Genomic DNA, 18,022 nt, shown 5'->3' with positions numbered 1-18,022 from the left:
TTTTACCTTATGCACAAACTTCATTTTTCGCTCCTGGTAGTAGGCACTTTTATTGTAGCGGCAACAGCCTGCCGGAAAGAGAACTCGGTGATTGAAAAGCTTAATGCAAAGGAAGCGGCTTTTGCCAAACGTGATTCATTGCCAAATGATTCGCTTCCGCATGATTCCCTGCCTCATGATTCTTTTCCTCATGACAGTTTTCCACACGACACGTTCCCGCATGATACGTTTCCGCATCAACCGCACGACACATTCCCTAATCCACCTCATGACACATTCCCTAATCCGCCACACGATACGTTTCCGCCGCATGACACCTTTCCTCATGGGCCGGACACCCTTTATCGCAGAGGTAGATAAGTGAAGGCAGCCGGTGTATAGGAGCATCTGCTGTTAAAGACATAAGATGGCAAGCAGTTTATTTTTAGGTCTTGAATATTAAGCATTATGGAAGAGTACAACACGGATGCGATGGTCAGCCCTGACTGTGCTGCGGCATCCTGCCAGGGGGAGCAGCCGGCCAGCGGGCGTAACCAGGGCGTGCCCTATAACGGGGTAATGGCAAGAGCTACAGCCCCGCCAAAATTGACTCTACCGGCGGGCTTATATTCAAGACCTGCATCATCCCTGTCCTTAAAAGCGGTTAGTAAAGACTTTCACCCTTCAATGGGCCAGTCGGTTTATATCGGAAGAACGTTATTGATCACTAATCTAAAAAAGCATTTTGGGGTTTTACATGGCCGTATGCTGGATTTCGGTTGTGGCAGCAAGCCCTATAAGAGCCTGATCAGGGTAGATGAATATATTGGGGTGGATTATGAAGGGCAGGGGCATAACCACGAGAATGAACAAATTGATGTGTTTTATGATGGTAAAACTATTCCGGTAGCATCGGATCACTTTGATAGCGTTCTGAGCACAGAGGTGTTTGAGCATCTATTCAACCCGGAAGAAATACTGGATGAATTACACCGGGTAATGAAGCCCGGGGCGGTTATGCTGGCTACCTGCCCGTTCATTATAGCTGAACACGAGGTACCCAATGATTGCAGCCGCTACACCTCTTACGGCCTGAAGATGTTACTGGAGCGAAAAGGATTTGAGATCCTGTATTATGAAAAGCTGGGAACTTCAGTACAGGCTCAGATGCAGATGTTCATGTCTTACCTGGACAGTTATGTGCTCTCTAAGCTGAACTTTGCCCGGCCAATAAAGAAAGTGGTGTCGTTCTGCACCTTTTTAATGCTCAACCTCTTGTGCAAGCTGATGAACAGGATATTACCCAAAAGATATGATGCATTTCTCAATCATATTGTTATTTGCAGGAAGCGCGATTCACCTCAATGATGAACATGAAGAGATAAGATGGCAAGCAATTTATTTTTTTAGGTCTTGAATATTAAGCATTATAGACGAGTACAACGGCCCTGGCATTCTTGCCGGGGTCTTTTTATTAATGGGAAATAAACTTATTTTGCTGTTCTGACAATCCACTTATGATAACAAACAGAAGCATCATTACGCAGGCGCTTATTGACAAATATGGTTTTAAAACCTACCTGGAAATAGGCGTTGAATCCGGCAAAAACTTCTTCCCGATCAAGGCTGGCCGCAAAATAGCTGTAGATCCCTTTCTGAAATTTGGCGCCCTTAAACAGTTCTTCAAAGCCATCCAGTACCCGGCTAATTTTAATGCCAGTTACTTTCGCATGGAAAGCGACCGCTTTTTTGCAGAAAAGGCCGGTAAAACCCTGCAGAACACATTGCTGGATATTTGCCTGGTAGATGGTATGCATGAATACGCCTATGCTTTACGGGATGTGGAGAACTGCCTGGACCGGCTTGCCGGCAATGGGGTGATCATTATGCATGACTGTAACCCGCAAACCAAAGAAGCCGGTTATACCTGGGCGGAGTGGAATGCCAATAAATGCCAGGGCTTCTGGAACGGGGATGTGTGGAAAAGCGTTATTCATTTAAGAAGCCTGCGTAAAGACATTAATGTATTTGTGCTGGATGCGGACCATGGCCTGGGCATTGTAACTAAGGGTACGCCGGAAAACCCGCTGTCTTTTACCCCGGCGCAGATTGAGGCGCTTACGTATGAGGAGTTTGCCGCTAACCGGCAGGAGTGGCTGAACCTGAAGCCGGCAGAGTACTTTAGTGAATACTTCAAGTGAGAATGTAAAATTATAAATGTAAAAGTGGAATGCAGCGAAGCCTGGTCTGAACCATTCGCAGCATTCCACTTTTACATTTATCTCGTTCATAAAGTCTTTTAAACGGTCTCTATGAACCTCCTTCGTCGGTTTAGCATTTATTATTTTACATTTTACATTCCTTCGCTCATCACACTGGTATAGATCTCGTCAAAAGAACGGCCTTTGTCTTCCGGCCAGCGTTCAGAGAACTTTATTTCTACATTCTTCAGCAGCTGGATGCATAATAGTACTTCTTCTTCATCCATATCGCGCAGCAGCATTTTTACCAGCTGCCCCATACGTTTATAGGCATGCTGCAATATTTTTTCGCCTTTAGCAGTGATCTTCACACGTTTGGAGCGGCGGTCGGCAGAGTCGGGGACTTCCATGATGTATCCCTTTTCCCGCAGCCGGTTCAGCAGATCTGAACCCGTGGAAAGCTCGTAAATAGTAGCATAGATCACCTCTGACTTGCGGGGATCTTTACGCTGCTTTACCCCGTGCATCAGGGCAAACTCCTCAAACTGGCCAAGGCCGGCATCGCCCAGGGAAATACGGGAGTACAGCTCATGCAGGCGCATAATGCGGCCCATTACCTTCATCAGCATTGCTTCCGGGGCAGGCGGTTGCAGCCCGCCTGTAAGCTTTTCGGTATTTACCGGCACCTGCTGCTTTTGCTGCAGCAGATAATAGCGGCAAAAGTCTTCTATGCTGCAGCCGGGATGTTTTTCTTCATAAGCTCCCCAGGCCGTTACTAATTCAACTGTTCTATTCATATTACTACGGATCAAGAGCAATTTAGTGAAAATTATTTCAGAATTGTTGTATTTACAACGGTGTTGTATTATATTTGTGCTTAATACTGCGGTTATGCAGTAATTTATCTGTTTTACCTGCACTTTAGGCCACTGGCCATACATGATGGCTTGCCGGCTATTGGTAACTGTTCCCTGTTGCCGTCACAAATTTTCCGGGAGAACTGTCTATAAGATAAAGCTATCTGTAAGATGGTGCAATACCTGTTTGCTCATTCTAAAACCCGTATATATGAATCTGTTTTCTTCAGGCCTGGTCCTGCACATTATTGGTATAGCTCTCATATCCGGCGGTACGCTGGGGCATTTTATTACGTTACGGCAGCTTTGGGGCTACCTGCCAGGTGAAAATCAAAAAGCTACCGTGGTATTTAAATTGTCTTCCGCATACGACTGGTTCCTGCGTATAGGCGGTTTGTTACTGTTTGCGAGTGGTTTTATGTTGTTAAGGGCTTACCAGTTTGGCGTAACCAAACAATTCTGGTTTGAATTTAAGATGGGCCTTATTGTGCTGATGGTACTGAATATCACACTAGTAGGTGCGCCTGGCGTAAAAAAATTGCAAACCTTGTTGTTTAACCAACCCACGGTTACAGATATGCTGCAATACACTGCGCTTAAAAAGCGGATCGGCATTTTTCACATCGGGCAGTTCCTGATATTGCTGCTGATATTTATACTGGGCGTATTTAAATTCCAGTAGTAAAGTAAAAAGTAAAATAATGGAGTACAGCGTGTTAGTGCTTTATGTGTTATTTTACTTTTTGCATTTTAATGACCAGCAATAAAATGTAAAGTGAAACAAAGGTTCCCTGCCTGTGACTTTACTTTTTATGGTTTGCTGCTGTGGTGGTACCTGGGCTATCGTCAAAAATTAAAAGTAAAAAAGCAAAAAGTAAAATAGGGTTTTACCTCTATTTTTACTTTTTGCTTTTTGCATTTAAATTCCGGTAATAATGGCAAACAGAATGGTGTAACACAATTGCTTACGCGCGCTACCTCCCATTTTACTTCTATTGCGCCTTCCAGGTATTGTTAGCCCGGTTCACATCCGGCAGGGCGCCCTGCGGGTCTATGGTTACCTGGCTTAAAGTGGCGGTGGAAGGGTACAGAAAGGTCCAGGTGCCGCCGCGCTGCCAGATCTCTACCGGCAGTTTTACCGTGTCGGCTTTTCCATCGGCAGTTTGTATGGCTACTTCCACGGGCATTACCAGCTGCTCCAGGTTTTCTATAGTTACCAGCGCGCCTTTTACGGGATCATTCTCCTTGTACTTTACTTCTTTTACGGATTGGTCCAGCTTCCAGGTGTTCAGGAACCAGCCGCGCCAGAACCAGTTCAGGTCTTCGCCCGATACGTTATCCATGGTGCGGAAAAAGTCCCAGGGAGTGGGGTGTTTAAATGCCCAGCGGTGCACATAGGTACGGAAAGCTTCATCAAAACGTTCTGGTCCCAATACCTGCTCGCGCAGCAATTTTAGTCCCAGCCCTGGTTTAAAATAGGCTACATTACCTAACTGGCTGTTCTGGATCACATCCGGAATAGTTGTAAGCGCTTCTGCATTGGCGCCAAACATGCCGGGGCCGGTTTTGCTGATATCTGCCGGGCGGTAATATTCCCCGTTATTAAAAGCTTTGGTATTTATACCATTAATGAAGGTATTAAAACCTTCATCCATCCAGGCGTACTTACGTTCGTTGGAACCCACTATCATGGGAAACCAGTTATGCCCGAACTCATGATCTGTGACGCCCCATAAACCGGCGCCGGCAGCTCTCGCGGAACAGAACACAATGCCGGGGTATTCCATACCACCCACAATACCAGCTACATTGGTAGCCACGGGGTAGCTGAAGGAGAACCATTTATTGGAATACAGCTCAATACAACCTTTCACATATTCTGTGGAACGGCCCCAGGCCTTGGTAGATGCTACTTCTGCCGGGTATACCGACTGTGCCAGCGCTTTTTTACCACCTGGCAGGTTAATGCGGGCAGCATCCCATATAAAAGCACGGGAGGCGGCCCAGGCTACATCACGGGTATTTTTGCAGGAAAAACGCCAGGTAAGGTTACCTCTACGTTTATCCGTGGGGGATATAACGGCGGTGCTGTCCTTAATAGTCACGGTTTGGTCACTGGTACGTGCTTTGGCCAGGCGGCTGTTTTGCTCGGGCGTTAATACCTGGGCGGCATTCAGCAGCTCGCCGGAGCCGGCTATTACCATATCAGCAGGGGCAGTTACGCTATATTCAATATTGCCATAGTCCAGGTAAAACTCACCGGCGCCTAAGTAAGGGAGGGTGTTCCAGCCCAGCACATCATCATACACGCACATACGGGGGTACCACTGGGCAATTTCGTATATCCATCCGTTACGTGTTTGCAAACGGCCCATACGGTCGGTGCCGTATTGCGGTATGTTAAAAGCATAATTGATGCGGAACTGTATGCTGCCGCCATTACCTTTCAGGGCAGCAGGCAGCTGTATCTTCATACGGGTATCATTCACCCGGTAGCTGGCGGCTTGTGTTTTGCCGTTTTGTACAATGCTTACGCTGCTGATCTCATCGCCCTGGGTAAAGCTGCGGTTCACAAAACGCCCGCCGCTGTACTGGGAGGCTGCTTCTCCGCGGGAATCTTCCCGGTACACGTTCTGGTCCAGCTGCAGCCATACAAATGATAAAGTGTCCGGGCTGTTATTGGTGTAGGTGATCTGTACCGACCCGGTAAGGCGGTGCTGCGCTGTATCCAGCGTTACCTTAATAGCATAGTCCGACCGGTTTTGCCAGTATTTAGGCCCGGGTGCGCCCCCTGCGCTGCGGAACTCATTGCCGTTCTGTGTGTAAAAAAGCGGGTCAAATGCTTTGTGCTGATCGTAATTGCCGGCAGGTGCGGTTTGAGCCCGGATAAATGACTGGTTGGTTGCCAGCAGGACTGCCAGGCAGAAGGTAAGCTTGTTGATTGTCATAACCTGTAAAAAGTGATACGTTAGTATTGTAAGGCAAACAAGATACTTAATTAATCAGAAATTACACTGCAGTTCAGGCTTCCTGCTGGGGCGGTGGCCCCTCTGCGGAATGGCGGGTAAAACGGGAGTGAAATACAAAGGTGATCACTAAGCCCAGCACACAGCCGGCCAGCACTGCTATGATCCTTTCCAGGGCCGTATCCCATACATGTAAACCTGCTTCGTGCAGCGTTACAATAATGGCGGCTGCCAGGGCGGAGCGGGCAGAGGCTTCCAGTTGCAGGAAAGTGCAGGCAGCTACCGTAATGGCAATGGCCCCGCTTACCATTACTATCGTTGACGGATGTACGATGAGCATGACCAGCCCTGCGGCGGCGCCTACCAGGTTGGCCTTAATACGGCTCATGGCCAGGCCCACGGCATCTGTACCATCCGGCGACAGCACCAGCATTACAGAGATCAGGCACCAGATATAATCCTTGTAGTTGATAAGATGGGCTAAAAAAAATACCAGCAGCACGCCGGCCACACATTTGGCCATATACACCAGCAGTCGTTTAGTGTTGGGCATTGTCATGCGCGTAAATTACAAATTATCAGGCAGCCATTTTTGGACAGGGCCGCTTGTACCAGTATATTTATGATACTAAACTGTTTTCCCTATGCGTTTTCACAGAAGTATAACCGCCTTCTTCTTTTTACTGTGTTTTACATTTGCATCCTGCGCCCAAAGTCCTGCCGTAAAAAGCCCTGCTGAAAAGATCCGGCAGCTGCTGGACCAGTATAATAGTTATAAGCTGTTTAACGGAACTGCCCTGGTAGCCAAAGATGGAAAGGTGATCTTTAAGAACGGAGTTGGCTACGCCAATTTTGAGTGGGACATCCGCAACACGCCGGATACACGTTTCCGCCTGGGCTCTATTACCAAACAGTTCACGGCCATGCTTATACTGCAACTGGCAGAGCAAGGTAAGCTAAAGCTGGATGGTCATATTTCCGATTACCTGCCTTATTACCCCAAAGCCAATGGTGAAAAGGTTACTATCTACAACCTGCTAACGCATACTTCCGGTATTCCCAATTATACGGCCCGGCCTGATTTTTTTAGCCGCTTTGCGCGGAACCCATCTACCCCTAAAGAATTTATACCATTCTTTTCAGAGCTGCCGCTGGAGTTTACGCCGGGCACTGATTATAAATATTCCAACTCCGGCTACTTTGTGCTGGGAGCTATTATTGAGGAAGTTACAGGGCAGCCCTATGCCAGCGTATTGCAGGAACGCATTTTTACACCGTTGCATATGCTTAATACCGGTTATGATAAGGCTGCACCTCTTATTAAGAAACGCGCTGCCGGTTATGAGCGTAATGGCGACAGCATAATAAACGCTCCTTATTTAGATATGGATCTTCCTTATGCTGCCGGTTCCATGTACTCCACCGTAGAGGACCTTTACCTGTGGGACCAGGCATTGTATACCAACCAGCTGTTAAGTGCTGCCAGTAAAACAACTTACTTTACGCCTTTCCTGAAAGGGTATGCCTGCGGCTGGATGCGCCAGCCTTTTAGTATTGGTAATACAAAAGATACGGTGAGCAGCATTGCTCATGACGGTGGCATTAATGGTTTCAACACCCTGATAGTACGCATTCCTGATAGCAAAGACCTGGTAGTACTACTGAACAATACCGGCGGCGCCCCGCTAAGGGACATTGCAAAGAACATACTGGCCATTTTGTATAACAAACCTTATACGCCCCCGGTAAAACCAACACAGCCACTGTCACAGCCGGTAGCCAAAATGCTTGCAGCCATTACGCCGGATACAGCTGCTTACCGTTTGTACACCGGTAAATATGAGCTGGCGCCCAACGTTGTGATGGCCATTTCCATGGAAGGAGATCATATTTATGAGCAGCTTACAGGGCAGGCCCGCTTTGAAATATTTCCATCGGCCCCGGCGGAGTTTTTCATGAAGGTGGTAGATGCCCGCATTTCGTTCAGGAAAAATGAGCAGGGTGTGGTGGACCGGCTGGTGCTGCACCAGAATGGGAAGGATATTACCGCTAAGCGGGTGGAATAAATTAATAATTAAGAATTAATAATTAAAAATGGAATGCAGCGGATAAAGTTTTCGCTGCATTCCATTTTTATATTCTATCACCTGCAGGGTTGATAAGTGATCTGCAAGGTGTTGGAATAACGGAGTGAAATAAAAGCATTACCTATTTCTCCGCCACCGGAGGCCTGGATAGTAAGCGGCAGGCCCTGGGCATTATAGGCAGTTACATTTGCATGATTATTAACGCTAAAGTCCCGGTCCAGGAACTGCCAGATGGGGTGTGTGCGGTGCAGGTTGATCTTATTGTCAAAGCCACCCAGGTTGATATCTGTACTGTCTGATGTGTAGGGATTATAGGTGCGTATAACAGCAAGGTTGCCATTGGCACCATAGATATAACGGCTTGTATATATTGGGCCCGCCGGTGGCGCTCCATAAGTATCGGTAGCGCGAATGATCCTGTGCTGCGCATCATACTGGTAAGTGGAAATGTTGCCCACATACAGCTGGTCATACGGCGGCGGCGCCTGCGGATCGGGCAGTGGGCCGTTATCGCCTACCAGCCCAAACAGGTACATGGTATCCGCTACAATGTGGTTATTATTATCATAAATGTAACGGTGCCAGAACTCAAAGGTGCGGCCATCGCTATATGTACCATAATAATCTGTTAAACGATGCTGCGCATCATAACGGAAAGAGTAGTTTGGAGCGCCGGTGCTAACAATGCCCCGGGTAATGCTTAGGGGGTTGCCCAATGCATTGTACTGGAACAGGGCGGAATCTTCGTGGTCCATTTTTACCTGCCGGATCTGGCTATTGCCATAACCGGGGCCGGGTAAAGGATTTTTTTTGCAGGCAATAAATAATGAAAGAGTTACCAGCATGGTAAGGCATAAGGAATAATGACTTTTTTGCATAAAAAGGGGTTTAAAATAAATGGAAAATGAGGGGTAATGAATCTTATAGCAGGGAAGTATCCGGTAGCAGGTGGTTGTAAATGTATGGGGTTAATGAGGTGATGCTATTAAAGGTAATGAAAAACCTGATCAGTTAAGTTGAATATTATAAGCGTTGTTTCTTTGTGGATATAACGATAAGGGGCAAATAATTGCCTGTCAAAGGTTACCGGGGAATGTATTCTTTGAAATTTGCAATTTTTTGTTTGAATCTTATAATTGCTGATCTAATTACTGAACTATCTTTAACCTATGTGTGTTCATGATAAGTAAGCACACATTTCAGGTCAAATCTTTTAAGGAAAGCAAAGTCTGTACTTATGATTAAATTAACCATTAACCATCAGGAGCACTCTATTGATGCCAGTCCGGATATGCCATTGCTATGGGCTTTACGCGACATAGTAGGGCTTACCGGAACCAAATTTGGCTGCGGCATGGCGCAGTGCGGCGCCTGTACCGTGCACCTTAACGGGGAAGCGGTACGCTCCTGTGTAACGCTGCTGTCAAGAGCTGCCGGCCAGGAAGTAGTAACCATTGAGGGCCTTTCGCCCAACAGTGATCATCCCCTGCAACGCGCATGGATCGAGGAAGATGTACCGCAATGCGGTTACTGCCAGTCAGGACAGATCATGGCTGCAGCAGTGCTGCTGCGGGAAAATCCCCAACCCACAGATACGGATATTGATAATGCTATGAGCGGCAACATTTGCCGTTGCGGCACTTATCCGCGTATCCGCAAAGCCATTCACCGCGCAGCAGAATTACAAAAGGAGGGAGGTAACAAATGACACAAGCTATACTAAACACCAGCCGCCGGGGTTTTCTGAAAACCGGCGCCATGCTTAGCGGCAGCTTAATTATATCTTTTGTGGTACCAGGCGCCAAACGCTTAGCGGCTATGGGCATGCCTGCCGCGGAAGATGCAGCAGCAGCCGTATTTGCCCCCAACGCTTATCTTAGTATAGGCGCTGACGGTAGCATACAGATCGTATTGGCGCATGTGGAAATGGGCCAGGGGATCTGGACCACCTTATCCATGCTCATTGCAGAAGAGCTGGATGCCGACTGGCAAAAAGTAAAAGTATTACATAGCCCGCCCGGGCAACCTTATGTGCATACGGTGTATGGCCTGCAGATCACCGGTGGTTCCAGTACCACCTGGTCTGAGTTTGACCGTTACCGGCAGGCCGGCGCCACAGCCCGTACCTTACTGGTACAGGCAGCAGCGCAGAAATTTGGCGTAAGCACGGCAGATTGCCGTACAGAGAATGGCGAGGTAATAGCCGGTAACAAACGTGCCACCTACGGGGAGCTGGCCGGTATAGCCGCTTCACTGCCGCCGCTGACAGAACCGGTAAGCCTGCGCAGCCCCAGTGAATGGAAGTATATTGGCAAAGGCGTAAAACGCCTGGATTCACCCGCAAAGGTGAATGGTACCGCCCAATTCGGGATGGACATGCGCTTCCCCGGCTTGCTTACCGCCGTAGTAGCACACCCGCCGGTATATGGCAGCAAGGTTAAATCATTTGACGCCGCTAAGGCCCGCACGGTGCCGGGCGTACGAAAAGTAGTACAGATTCCCACTGGCGTAGCTGTGATAGCAGATAATTTCTGGGCTGCCAAAAAAGGCCGCGCCGCTTTAAAAGTGGAGTGGGAGAATGGACCCAATGTGAATATTGACAGCGTAGCGCAGCTGGCGGAGTTTAAAAAGCTGGTAACCACCCGTGGCGATAAAGCTGCGGAAAAAGGTGATGTGACCAGTGCCTTAAGCAAAGCAGCCAAAGTGCTGGAAGCGGAATATACTTTTCCCTACCTGGCGCACACACCCATGGAGCCGCAGAATGTTACGGTAAAAATAGCTGACAATAAATGTGAAATATGGACCGGCACTCAAATGCCGGGCAACGACCAGACCGTTGCAGCCAAAATACTGGGCTTTAAGCCGGAGCAGGTAAATGTGCACACCGTTTTCCTGGGTGGTGGTTTTGGCCGCAGGGCCAACTTTCAATCCGACTTTGTATCGGAAGCGGTACATATAGCCAAAGCCAGCGGCGACTTCATTAAAATGGTATGGACGCGGGAGGATGATATTCACGGCGGTTTTTACCGTCCTTCATTTGTGCATAAGATCCGCGCAGGTATTGATGCGCAGGGTAATCCCATAGCCTGGGAGCATGTGCTGGCAGGACAGTCTATTATGGCCGGCACCCCTTTTGCCGCCAGTATGAAAAATAATATTGACGAAGCTTCTGTAGAAGGGGTAAGTGATTCGCCTTACCTGAGCTCCATCCCGGACCATTATATAGGGCTGCATTCACCCAAGCTGGAGCTGCCGGTGTTGTGGTACCGTTCCGTGGGTCATACGCATACGGCTACTGCTATGGAAGGTATGATAGATGAGCTGGCGCATGCAGCAGGCAAAGACCCGGTGGAGTACCGGCGTGCGTTGCTGAAAGACCATCCCCGCCACCTGGCGGCGCTGAACCTGGCCGCTGAAAAAGCAGGCTGGGGCAAACCTTTGCCCCCGGGCCGTTTCAGGGGTGTGGCCGTGCATGAATCTTTTAAGAGCTACGTGGCAGATGTAGCAGAAGTTTCTGTTGATGAACAAGGTGTTATTAAGGTGCACCGTTTTGTATGCGCCATTGATTGCGGCCTGGCTGTGAATCCGGATGGCGTGGTTGCGCAAATGGAAAGCGGCATCAACTTTGGCATTTCCACAGCTATGTACGGCGCAATTACCCTGGATAAAGGCAAGGTGCAGCAAAGTAATTTTCATGATTACCACATTGCACGCATGCATGAAACGCCGCTGGAAATAGAAGTACACATCGTGAACAGTACTGAAAAAATGGGTGGGGCAGGGGAGCCCGGCGTACCGCCTGTAGCACCGGCTATTGCCAACGCAGTTTTTGCCGCTACCGGCAAACGCATGCGGGACCTGCCTTTCTGCAACATCAACCTCAAAGCGTAGTAAACTATGGCAACAACAAAACAGCTCATATATTCATTATTAACAGTAACCACGGTATCGGTAATGGCTTTATCCTTTAATACGGATGCTGCCCGTACCACGCGCCACACAGATACAGATGGAACAGCCAGGGACAGCACCGGCTCTAAAAAAGCCTTCCTGGCTGCTTACAGCGTACTGATGCACCCGCGTTGTATGAACTGTCATCCCTCCGGGGAGGCGCCCCTGCAGGGCGATGACAGCCATGCACATACTATGAATGTGCAGCGCGGGCATGATGGTAAGGGCCTGTACGCACTCAAATGCTCCAACTGCCATCAGCCAAAGAACACGCCGGGCCTGCATATGCCGCCAGGTAATCCTAACTGGCATTTACCGCCGGCAGATATGAAAATGGTATTCCAGGGTAAATCACCGCGCGAGCTGGCAGCCCAGCTGCTGGACCCAAGCCAGAACGGGCACAAGACCAAAGCACAGCTGATAGCGCATGTAACATCCGATTCACTGGTATTAGGCGGCTGGAACCCTGGTGATGGCCGTACCCTGCCGCCCCTGAGCCATAAAGAGTTTGCACGGCAGTTTAAAATGTGGATCGACAAAGGCGCTTTCCTGCCGGATAAATAGCTGATCTTTAAAAAGGAAAAGGCAGTTACCATTTAATATGCTTCCGGTGTTTTATATTTGTTACAACAAACGGACGCTGTATAAACGGTAGCTGCCTTTTATATAATTAATCGTGTACCCGTTTACGTAAGCACATGGAACAACCGATCCGCAACCTTTTAAAAGAGGGCACTTTTAATGTGAATGGCAGTCTTTGGCTGGAGTTCGGGGGCAAACGTTTTTTTGGCCCCGGCCCGGTGGAGCTGCTGGAACGTATTGCCGAAACAGGTTCTATTAAACAGGCGGCTAAAGCCATGGGCATGTCTTACAAAAAAGCCTGGGACCTTATCAATAACCTGAACAGCATGGGCGCACGCCCGTTTGTAGTAACCAGCACAGGCGGCGAAAAGGGCGGAGGCTCTTCTATTTCGGAAGAAGCCCGGCAGATGATAGCTTACCACCGCCAGCTAAGGGAACGGTTCCGCCAGTTCCTTGAACAGGAGAGCAGTCATTTAAAATAATCCTGTAGTAACGCCCTGTTACCTATATTAAACCAGAACATGTACGGTCTGTTGAAGGCGGTTATAAAGGCCTGTTCCTCAAAGGGCATTTGTTTGTAGATGCCGATCTGTACTTTAACAACTACCGTTCCTTTATTGCACAGGCCAATATGAATGTGCCTAAAACACAAAATACAGATTCTATACCGTTTGCGCTGAACAACAAAGCGCAACAGAATCAATACCGTATGTGGACCAATTCACAAACTAAAGTATATAATTACGGCGCCAGCTTAGGTGTAACCTATACCATGCGCGGATACCGGCTGCATGCAAATACTTCGTATGCAAAGCTGCGCAAGTCGGCCAATGAAGACGGGTTGGAAGATGGTTTTAACACACCTGAATGGACAGTTAACGCTATGATATCCAAAGAAGAGATTATAAAACATATAGGCGCTGGCGTTAGCTGGAAATGGCAGAGCAGCTTCTTATGGCAATCGTTCCTGGTGAACGGGCAAACACCGTCGTATAATACTTTAGATGCGCGGTGAGTTATACGTTCAATAAAATAAATTCAAAGATAAAGCTGGGTGCCAGCAACTTACTGAACCATTATTACTATTCCTTTTTAGGAGGGATCTCTATTGGCGGCAGTTATACGTCACTGTGCAGTACGGGCTGTAATCGCGCGTCATTGCGAGGAGCCGGAGGGCTATAGTGGGAAGGGCGACGAAGCAATCTCCAGCCATTCTGAAGATTGCTTCAAGAACGGTTGGAGGTTACCTTCCGGATGGCTGGAGGTTGCTTCATCGCGCCACGCGCCCTGGCTTTACTTTGCTCCTCGCAATGACGGGATTAAGCCACGCTTATTTTAATCAAGCCGGTATTTTTTAGCATGAAATTAAATTTTAGGTGTAATTTTCACATACTGTAACACGGAACCATAACCGCTGATCTTCAGCAGGGACAAGTACCATAGCTGTATCAATTCATTAACCTATAAACTGCGAACGTATGCAACCACATGACTGGAGTAAATTCTCGTTAAAGCTACCCATCAAAGCTAATCCGCAAGACATCTATAATGCCTGGACTACGTCAGCAGGGCTGGAAAGCTGGTTTCTGCGGCAGGCTGATTTTGTTGGCGAGGGAGGTATTGCCAAAGATAAACAGCAGGCCATTACCACCGGCGATACCTATACCTGGCGCTGGTTTGGCTATAGCGATGATACTACTGAAACCGGTAAAGTGCTGGCCGCCAATGGGAAGGACCACTTTCAATTCACTTTTGGTATAGCCGGTACCGTTACTGTCAGCTTAAAGAATGTAGAAGGCGAAACGCTGATAGAATTAGTGCAGGATCATATTCCTACAGATGAAAAAGGTAAAGTAGATTTTCATATTGGCTGCCAGGGCGGCTGGCTGTTTTACCTGGTGAACCTGAAATCCTTGCTGGAAGGGGGAATAGACCTGCGTAATAAAAATGAAAAGCTGAAAGGCGTACTTAACTCCTGACCTTACGGCCGCTTACATAAGGGCTGTCTTTTAGTATAAAACGGTAAGGCAGCAGCGCATCTTCGCCGGCATAATCCACTCCAATTCGTTTAGTGATACCTATAGCGGATGGTGATACAATAAAATCATCATCCGCTATGTATAACTCTTTGCCCGTGAGGCTGGTGCCGGTATGCTGGGTATTAATGCCTAATGCTTTTGATACATTGCCGGGACCTTTACCCAGCGTATAATCCGCCTTGGTACGGCCGGTGCGCGCCAGCATATGCGGTATGCCATTCAGCGGTGCAATGGCCCTGATCAATATAGCGTGCGGTGTATTTTCTTTATTGGTAACTACATTAAACAGGTGGTGAATGCCATAACACAGGTACACGTATGCAGTGCCTGCTTTACCGAACATGATCTCCGTTCTGTTAGTGCGCCGCCCGCCGTACGCGTGGGAGGCCCGGTCTGTAACACCCTGGTAGGCTTCTGTTTCTACAATGCGGCCGCTGGTAATAGCGCCATTGAACTTAGTAACCAGTACTTTACCCAGCAGCTCCTGTGCAATGGTAAGCACATCCTCCCGGTTATAAAAATCATATCCCAGTTTCTTCATAGAGCTCAAATGTAAGTAATTCCCTTTTTGGTAGACACATTTTACGCTTTGATCTCTTATGCGCAAATGCATGGCTGGCAGCGGGTTAGCTTTGTTACAGCAATATTATTTAATTACTTAAAACTTACAGCCATGTTTTTTGGATTGATCATTTTACTGCGGGTGTTGTTTGTGGCCTGCATGGTATTTATTATAGGGCATGTGTTTGGATCTTTTTCAAAACATCCGCGGTTAAGGGTGTTTACAAAAATTGCCGTTATACTGGCTATTGTATTATTTATATCCAGCAACATACTCTTCTTCCGCTTTGGCCATGCCCGCGCAGGGCATTATCCTGCCTACCGTACCCATTGTACGTATGAGGAAGCGCCGCATCCATAACCCCGGCTAGAAGGTGAAGCTAACAGGCACGCCTGTATACTTTACCTGCAATGAGTCACCCTCCGGCAGTAACACTATGTTGAACATACGTTTAGCAGGTTGATTAGTGGAGCTGCGGAGGGTGTTTATGCTAAGCTTTTTTGCAGCATTGTTCCAGCTGAAATGGGTGAGGGTAGCAGTGCCCTTCAGGTAGGCCTGGCTAATGCCGTCATCTTCATACAGGGTGTAATCGCCGTTAGCGCCGCGGTAAATGCGGATCGTTAGCGGCGTATCTGTTAGCTGCCCGGTGTACTGGCGGATGGGATCAACAGGGATAATAGCGCCTGCGCGTACATAAATAGGCATAATAGAAAGATCCACCTTACGGGTAATGGTTTGATGGCCGGTAGCCGGGGTGTTGGTCCACCAGTCATACCAGGTACCTGCGGGTAAGTATACTTCCCGTGTGGCAGCGCCCTTTTGAAATACCGGCGCCACCAGCAGATCGCGGCCCCAGAGGTATTGGTTACCCAAAGCAGCCGCCTGTTCATCGTCCGGGTAATGCAGCCATAGGGCGCGCATCAGCGGCAGGCCGGTAACACGCGCCTGCCAGGCCAGTGTATAGTTGTAGGATAACAGCTGGTAACGCAGCTCATCATATTTTTTCACCACCGGCTCAATGGCAGGGTTGTTCAGCTCTGATGGCAGCGGGTTGTTCTTTGCTTCAAGCGGCCCCATTTCGTGCAGGCCCCAGCCCCAGGGGAGCCGCGTCCACCAGGTTTTTCCGTGTGAGCGGAAGGAGGCGCAGAAGACGCCAAACTGGAACCAGCGTGCGTACAATTCACCGGTTAGCTCTTCATTAGGATAAAAACCGCCAATATCTGAACCCCAGAAAGGCGAGAGGCTTAATGAGTAATTAATCCCTACTGCAATTTGTGTTTCCAGTGTTTTCCAGGACGATTCCGTATCACCGGACCATACCCAGCCACCCCATTGCGCAATGCCTAAAAAGCCGTTGCGGTGCAGGCTCCAGGGGCGTACGTTTGGCCGGGTGGAGAGCGGCCCCTGGTAATAAAGCTGGTGCCGTTTTATACGTTCAAAGAGGTTAAACCAGTCGCCTTCATCCGGCCAGAAGGCATCTATGCCGGCGTTCATTAAGCCCAGGTGCTGCTGCCAGTAGGTATTAATATGCCCGGCATCCGGCTTTTCATAGGATAGGAGTGGAATGCTGCCATGTAAGGAGGGCAGCTTATCACGGTCCCAGGGCACTATATGCACCACCACTTTTACATGGTTGTTATGCAGATCATTTATAACGGCAGCGGGCGTACGTTTAAATACTTCCGGGTTAAAATCAAAGGAAGGTTGCGGTGTGTTCCAGCCGCGGGGGGCAAAACCGGTACCCAGGTAAATAACGGCATCCAGGGGGATCTGTTTTGCGCGGAAGGTATCTACAATGCCGGTCATTTGCGCATCATCTTCCAGTGTACGGTGGGACTGCATGTAACCCAATGCCCATTTAGGCGGCATAACTGCAGGGCCGGTGAGGGTGGATACATCCTGCATAAATTGCAGGGGATCGTGCGCATCAAACACAAATACATCCAGCAGGCCTGGTACAAAACTGCTGGCTGGCGGCAGGCCTTTGCCCTGGTTCAGGTGCTGGTTTGTTTGCGTTTGCGGGCCATCCTGGCCAGCGGGTGGCGTGGGAATAAAGCTGCCCTGCTCTTTATTCTGCAGATCTACCTGCACCCAGGGGCTGGCCACAAATAATGCCCAGCCGCTAGTGCCCACCAGTAAGGGTACGGGGTTGCGGGAGCCATAGGCATCGCCCTGCCAGCGGGGCAGCATGTGGTGCAGGCGCCCGCGGCGGTCAAATTCTACCGGCAGCTGCCGCCAGTTGGCCCCGGTAGCGGGTTTGGGACCTCCCTCGCCCAGGCCTAATATGGGATGATCATCTAAAGGAAAGGTGATATTGCCATTTTCCTGGAAGCTTAGCTCCTGTACCTTTTCACCTTTGTTATTGGCAATGGTGACGGTAAGTGGTTTGGGGCGGATGTTTACCTGCATATTGCCCACGCGCTTTTTCAAAGGGCCGTGCAGCTCTTTGATGCTGATCTCCGGCGCCGCCTCTTTTCGTATAGCCAGTGCCGGTGTATAGGGCGCTGCTTCTTTATAGCTGATTGGTTTTAAGGTAATTCGAATGCTATGCGCGCCCGCGGAGCGAATGTTGAGCTGTGCGGGCTGGCCGCTGGTAGTAATGGTTTGAGCGTGTGCCATGCCTGTGAGTAACAGGAGCGCGAGGGGGAGGTGGAATTTCATATTCTAATGTACAATTTAGCAGGGGCAAGGTTTTGCCGGATATTAACCGGATGTGGGCGGAATTTCGTAGAGAACTGCGAATTGTCAATTACAATCCCGCCCAAGCGGTGCATAGCCTGCCCGCCCAGCGGGGAATG

18 protein-coding genes are annotated in these 18,022 nt (G+C 48.9%); 12 read left to right on the top strand and 6 right to left on the bottom strand.

Annotation, left to right across the window (positions count from 1 at the left end):
* Nucleotides 1-9: 9 nt before the first annotated feature.
* The 3 genes from KVT36_RS25405 to KVT36_RS25395 all read left to right on the top strand — a co-directional run bounded on the left by KVT36_RS25405 (nt 10) and on the right by KVT36_RS25395 (nt 2,180).
* Nucleotides 10-360 carry a hypothetical protein gene (locus tag KVT36_RS25405; protein WP_217606254.1) on the top strand — a complete coding sequence of 117 codons (351 nt, stop codon included), beginning with the start codon at nt 10-12 and terminating at the stop codon, nt 358-360.
* An 87-nt stretch (nt 361-447) separates the two neighbouring features.
* Nucleotides 448-1,347 carry a class I SAM-dependent methyltransferase gene (locus tag KVT36_RS25400; RefSeq protein ID WP_217606253.1) on the top strand — a complete coding sequence of 300 codons (900 nt, stop codon included), beginning with the start codon at nt 448-450 and terminating at the stop codon, nt 1,345-1,347.
* Between the two features lie 149 nt (nt 1,348-1,496).
* Entirely contained in the window at nt 1,497-2,180 is a 684-nt protein-coding gene (locus KVT36_RS25395; protein ID WP_217606252.1) for a class I SAM-dependent methyltransferase, read from the top strand.
* 152 nt (nt 2,181-2,332) lie between these two features.
* On the opposite strand, the gene KVT36_RS25390 is transcribed toward KVT36_RS25395, so the two are convergent.
* On the bottom strand, nt 2,333-2,977 hold the full coding sequence (locus KVT36_RS25390) for a MarR family winged helix-turn-helix transcriptional regulator (protein WP_217606251.1): 645 nt from the start codon (nt 2,975-2,977) through the stop codon (nt 2,333-2,335).
* A 271-nt stretch (nt 2,978-3,248) separates the two neighbouring features.
* On the opposite strand from KVT36_RS25390, the gene KVT36_RS25385 reads away from it, so the two are divergent.
* Nucleotides 3,249-3,719 (top strand): DUF2269 family protein, encoded by a 471-nt coding sequence (locus tag KVT36_RS25385; RefSeq protein ID WP_217606250.1) that lies wholly within the window; start codon nt 3,249-3,251, stop codon nt 3,717-3,719.
* Between the two features lie 310 nt (nt 3,720-4,029).
* Here the strand turns inward: KVT36_RS25385 and KVT36_RS25380 are convergent, their stop codons facing one another.
* Together KVT36_RS25380 and KVT36_RS25375 are read right to left on the bottom strand one after the other, a co-directional pair.
* Nucleotides 4,030-5,985: a M1 family metallopeptidase gene (locus tag KVT36_RS25380; protein WP_217606249.1), complete on the bottom strand. Its 1,956-nt coding sequence runs from the start codon at nt 5,983-5,985 to the stop codon at nt 4,030-4,032.
* Between the two features lie 73 nt (nt 5,986-6,058).
* On the bottom strand, nt 6,059-6,562 hold the full coding sequence (locus KVT36_RS25375; RefSeq protein WP_217606248.1) for an FUSC family protein: 504 nt from the start codon (nt 6,560-6,562) through the stop codon (nt 6,059-6,061).
* A gap of 85 nt (nt 6,563-6,647) precedes the next feature.
* On the opposite strand from KVT36_RS25375, the gene KVT36_RS25370 reads away from it, so the two are divergent.
* Nucleotides 6,648-8,069 (top strand): serine hydrolase, encoded by a 1,422-nt coding sequence (locus tag KVT36_RS25370; RefSeq protein ID WP_217606247.1) that lies wholly within the window; start codon nt 6,648-6,650, stop codon nt 8,067-8,069.
* A 77-nt stretch (nt 8,070-8,146) separates the two neighbouring features.
* On the opposite strand, the gene KVT36_RS25365 is transcribed toward KVT36_RS25370, so the two are convergent.
* Complete coding sequence (locus tag KVT36_RS25365; protein ID WP_217606246.1) at nt 8,147-8,968, bottom strand: hypothetical protein; 822 nt, start codon at nt 8,966-8,968, stop codon at nt 8,147-8,149.
* Between the two features lie 359 nt (nt 8,969-9,327).
* On the opposite strand from KVT36_RS25365, the gene KVT36_RS25360 reads away from it, so the two are divergent.
* The 6 genes from KVT36_RS25360 (at nt 9,328) to KVT36_RS25335 (ending at nt 14,602) form a co-directional block, all read left to right on the top strand.
* Complete coding sequence (locus KVT36_RS25360; RefSeq protein ID WP_217606245.1) at nt 9,328-9,798, top strand: (2Fe-2S)-binding protein; 471 nt, start codon at nt 9,328-9,330, stop codon at nt 9,796-9,798.
* A complete protein-coding gene (locus KVT36_RS25355) occupies nt 9,795-11,981 on the top strand; it encodes a xanthine dehydrogenase family protein molybdopterin-binding subunit (protein ID WP_217606244.1) in 2,187 nt (728 codons plus the stop codon). Before KVT36_RS25360 ends, KVT36_RS25355 begins: the two co-directional genes overlap by 4 nt.
* 6 nt (nt 11,982-11,987) lie before the next feature.
* On the top strand, nt 11,988-12,605 hold the full coding sequence (locus KVT36_RS25350) for a hypothetical protein (RefSeq protein ID WP_217606243.1): 618 nt from the start codon (nt 11,988-11,990) through the stop codon (nt 12,603-12,605).
* 134 nt (nt 12,606-12,739) lie between these two features.
* The gene (locus tag KVT36_RS25345) at nt 12,740-13,105 is read left to right on the top strand and encodes a winged helix-turn-helix domain-containing protein (protein WP_217606242.1); all 366 of its coding nucleotides are present in this window, start codon (nt 12,740-12,742) and stop codon (nt 13,103-13,105) included.
* A gap of 89 nt (nt 13,106-13,194) precedes the next feature.
* Nucleotides 13,195-13,638: a hypothetical protein gene (locus KVT36_RS25340; RefSeq protein WP_217606241.1), complete on the top strand. Its 444-nt coding sequence runs from the start codon at nt 13,195-13,197 to the stop codon at nt 13,636-13,638.
* Between the two features lie 463 nt (nt 13,639-14,101).
* The gene (locus tag KVT36_RS25335) at nt 14,102-14,602 is read left to right on the top strand and encodes an SRPBCC domain-containing protein (protein ID WP_217606240.1); all 501 of its coding nucleotides are present in this window, start codon (nt 14,102-14,104) and stop codon (nt 14,600-14,602) included.
* Here KVT36_RS25335 and KVT36_RS25330 read toward each other — a convergent pair.
* Entirely contained in the window at nt 14,592-15,203 is a 612-nt protein-coding gene (locus KVT36_RS25330; protein WP_217606239.1) for a DNA-3-methyladenine glycosylase, read from the bottom strand. The two genes, KVT36_RS25335 and KVT36_RS25330, sit on opposite strands and share 11 nt — an antisense overlap.
* Nucleotides 15,204-15,335: 132 nt before the next feature.
* On the opposite strand from KVT36_RS25330, the gene KVT36_RS25325 reads away from it, so the two are divergent.
* The gene (locus KVT36_RS25325; RefSeq protein WP_217606238.1) at nt 15,336-15,584 is read left to right on the top strand and encodes a hypothetical protein; all 249 of its coding nucleotides are present in this window, start codon (nt 15,336-15,338) and stop codon (nt 15,582-15,584) included.
* A gap of 6 nt (nt 15,585-15,590) precedes the next feature.
* Here KVT36_RS25325 and KVT36_RS25320 read toward each other — a convergent pair whose 3' ends face one another.
* Complete coding sequence (locus KVT36_RS25320) at nt 15,591-17,885, bottom strand: TIM-barrel domain-containing protein (RefSeq protein ID WP_217606237.1); 2,295 nt, start codon at nt 17,883-17,885, stop codon at nt 15,591-15,593.
* Nucleotides 17,886-18,022 lie beyond the last annotated feature (137 nt).

It is taken from the genome of Chitinophaga sp. GbtcB8 (assembly GCF_019091455.1).
GTDB lineage: Bacteria > Bacteroidota > Bacteroidia > Chitinophagales > Chitinophagaceae > Chitinophaga.
This window is presented reverse-complemented; position numbering and strand designations above follow the sequence as displayed.

What these genes read in the sequence shown, in the direction of transcription:
- KVT36_RS25405 (WP_217606254.1), top strand. Translation starts at nt 10, where the DNA reads ATGCACAAACTTCATTTTTCGCTCCTGGTAGTAGGCACTTTTATTGTA.
- KVT36_RS25400 (WP_217606253.1), top strand. Translation starts at nt 448, where the DNA reads ATGGAAGAGTACAACACGGATGCGATGGTCAGCCCTGACTGTGCTGCG.
- KVT36_RS25395 (WP_217606252.1), top strand. Translation starts at nt 1,497, where the DNA reads ATGATAACAAACAGAAGCATCATTACGCAGGCGCTTATTGACAAATAT.
- KVT36_RS25390 (WP_217606251.1), bottom strand. Translation starts at nt 2,977, where the DNA reads ATGAATAGAACAGTTGAATTAGTAACGGCCTGGGGAGCTTATGAAGAA.
- KVT36_RS25385 (WP_217606250.1), top strand. Translation starts at nt 3,249, where the DNA reads ATGAATCTGTTTTCTTCAGGCCTGGTCCTGCACATTATTGGTATAGCT.
- KVT36_RS25380 (WP_217606249.1), bottom strand. Translation starts at nt 5,985, where the DNA reads ATGACAATCAACAAGCTTACCTTCTGCCTGGCAGTCCTGCTGGCAACC.
- KVT36_RS25375 (WP_217606248.1), bottom strand. Translation starts at nt 6,562, where the DNA reads ATGACAATGCCCAACACTAAACGACTGCTGGTGTATATGGCCAAATGT.
- KVT36_RS25370 (WP_217606247.1), top strand. Translation starts at nt 6,648, where the DNA reads ATGCGTTTTCACAGAAGTATAACCGCCTTCTTCTTTTTACTGTGTTTT.
- KVT36_RS25365 (WP_217606246.1), bottom strand. Translation starts at nt 8,968, where the DNA reads ATGCAAAAAAGTCATTATTCCTTATGCCTTACCATGCTGGTAACTCTT.
- KVT36_RS25360 (WP_217606245.1), top strand. Translation starts at nt 9,328, where the DNA reads ATGATTAAATTAACCATTAACCATCAGGAGCACTCTATTGATGCCAGT.
- KVT36_RS25355 (WP_217606244.1), top strand. Translation starts at nt 9,795, where the DNA reads ATGACACAAGCTATACTAAACACCAGCCGCCGGGGTTTTCTGAAAACC.
- KVT36_RS25350 (WP_217606243.1), top strand. Translation starts at nt 11,988, where the DNA reads ATGGCAACAACAAAACAGCTCATATATTCATTATTAACAGTAACCACG.
- KVT36_RS25345 (WP_217606242.1), top strand. Translation starts at nt 12,740, where the DNA reads ATGGAACAACCGATCCGCAACCTTTTAAAAGAGGGCACTTTTAATGTG.
- KVT36_RS25335 (WP_217606240.1), top strand. Translation starts at nt 14,102, where the DNA reads ATGCAACCACATGACTGGAGTAAATTCTCGTTAAAGCTACCCATCAAA.
- KVT36_RS25330 (WP_217606239.1), bottom strand. Translation starts at nt 15,203, where the DNA reads ATGAAGAAACTGGGATATGATTTTTATAACCGGGAGGATGTGCTTACC.
- KVT36_RS25325 (WP_217606238.1), top strand. Translation starts at nt 15,336, where the DNA reads ATGTTTTTTGGATTGATCATTTTACTGCGGGTGTTGTTTGTGGCCTGC.
- KVT36_RS25320 (WP_217606237.1), bottom strand. Translation starts at nt 17,885, where the DNA reads ATGAAATTCCACCTCCCCCTCGCGCTCCTGTTACTCACAGGCATGGCA.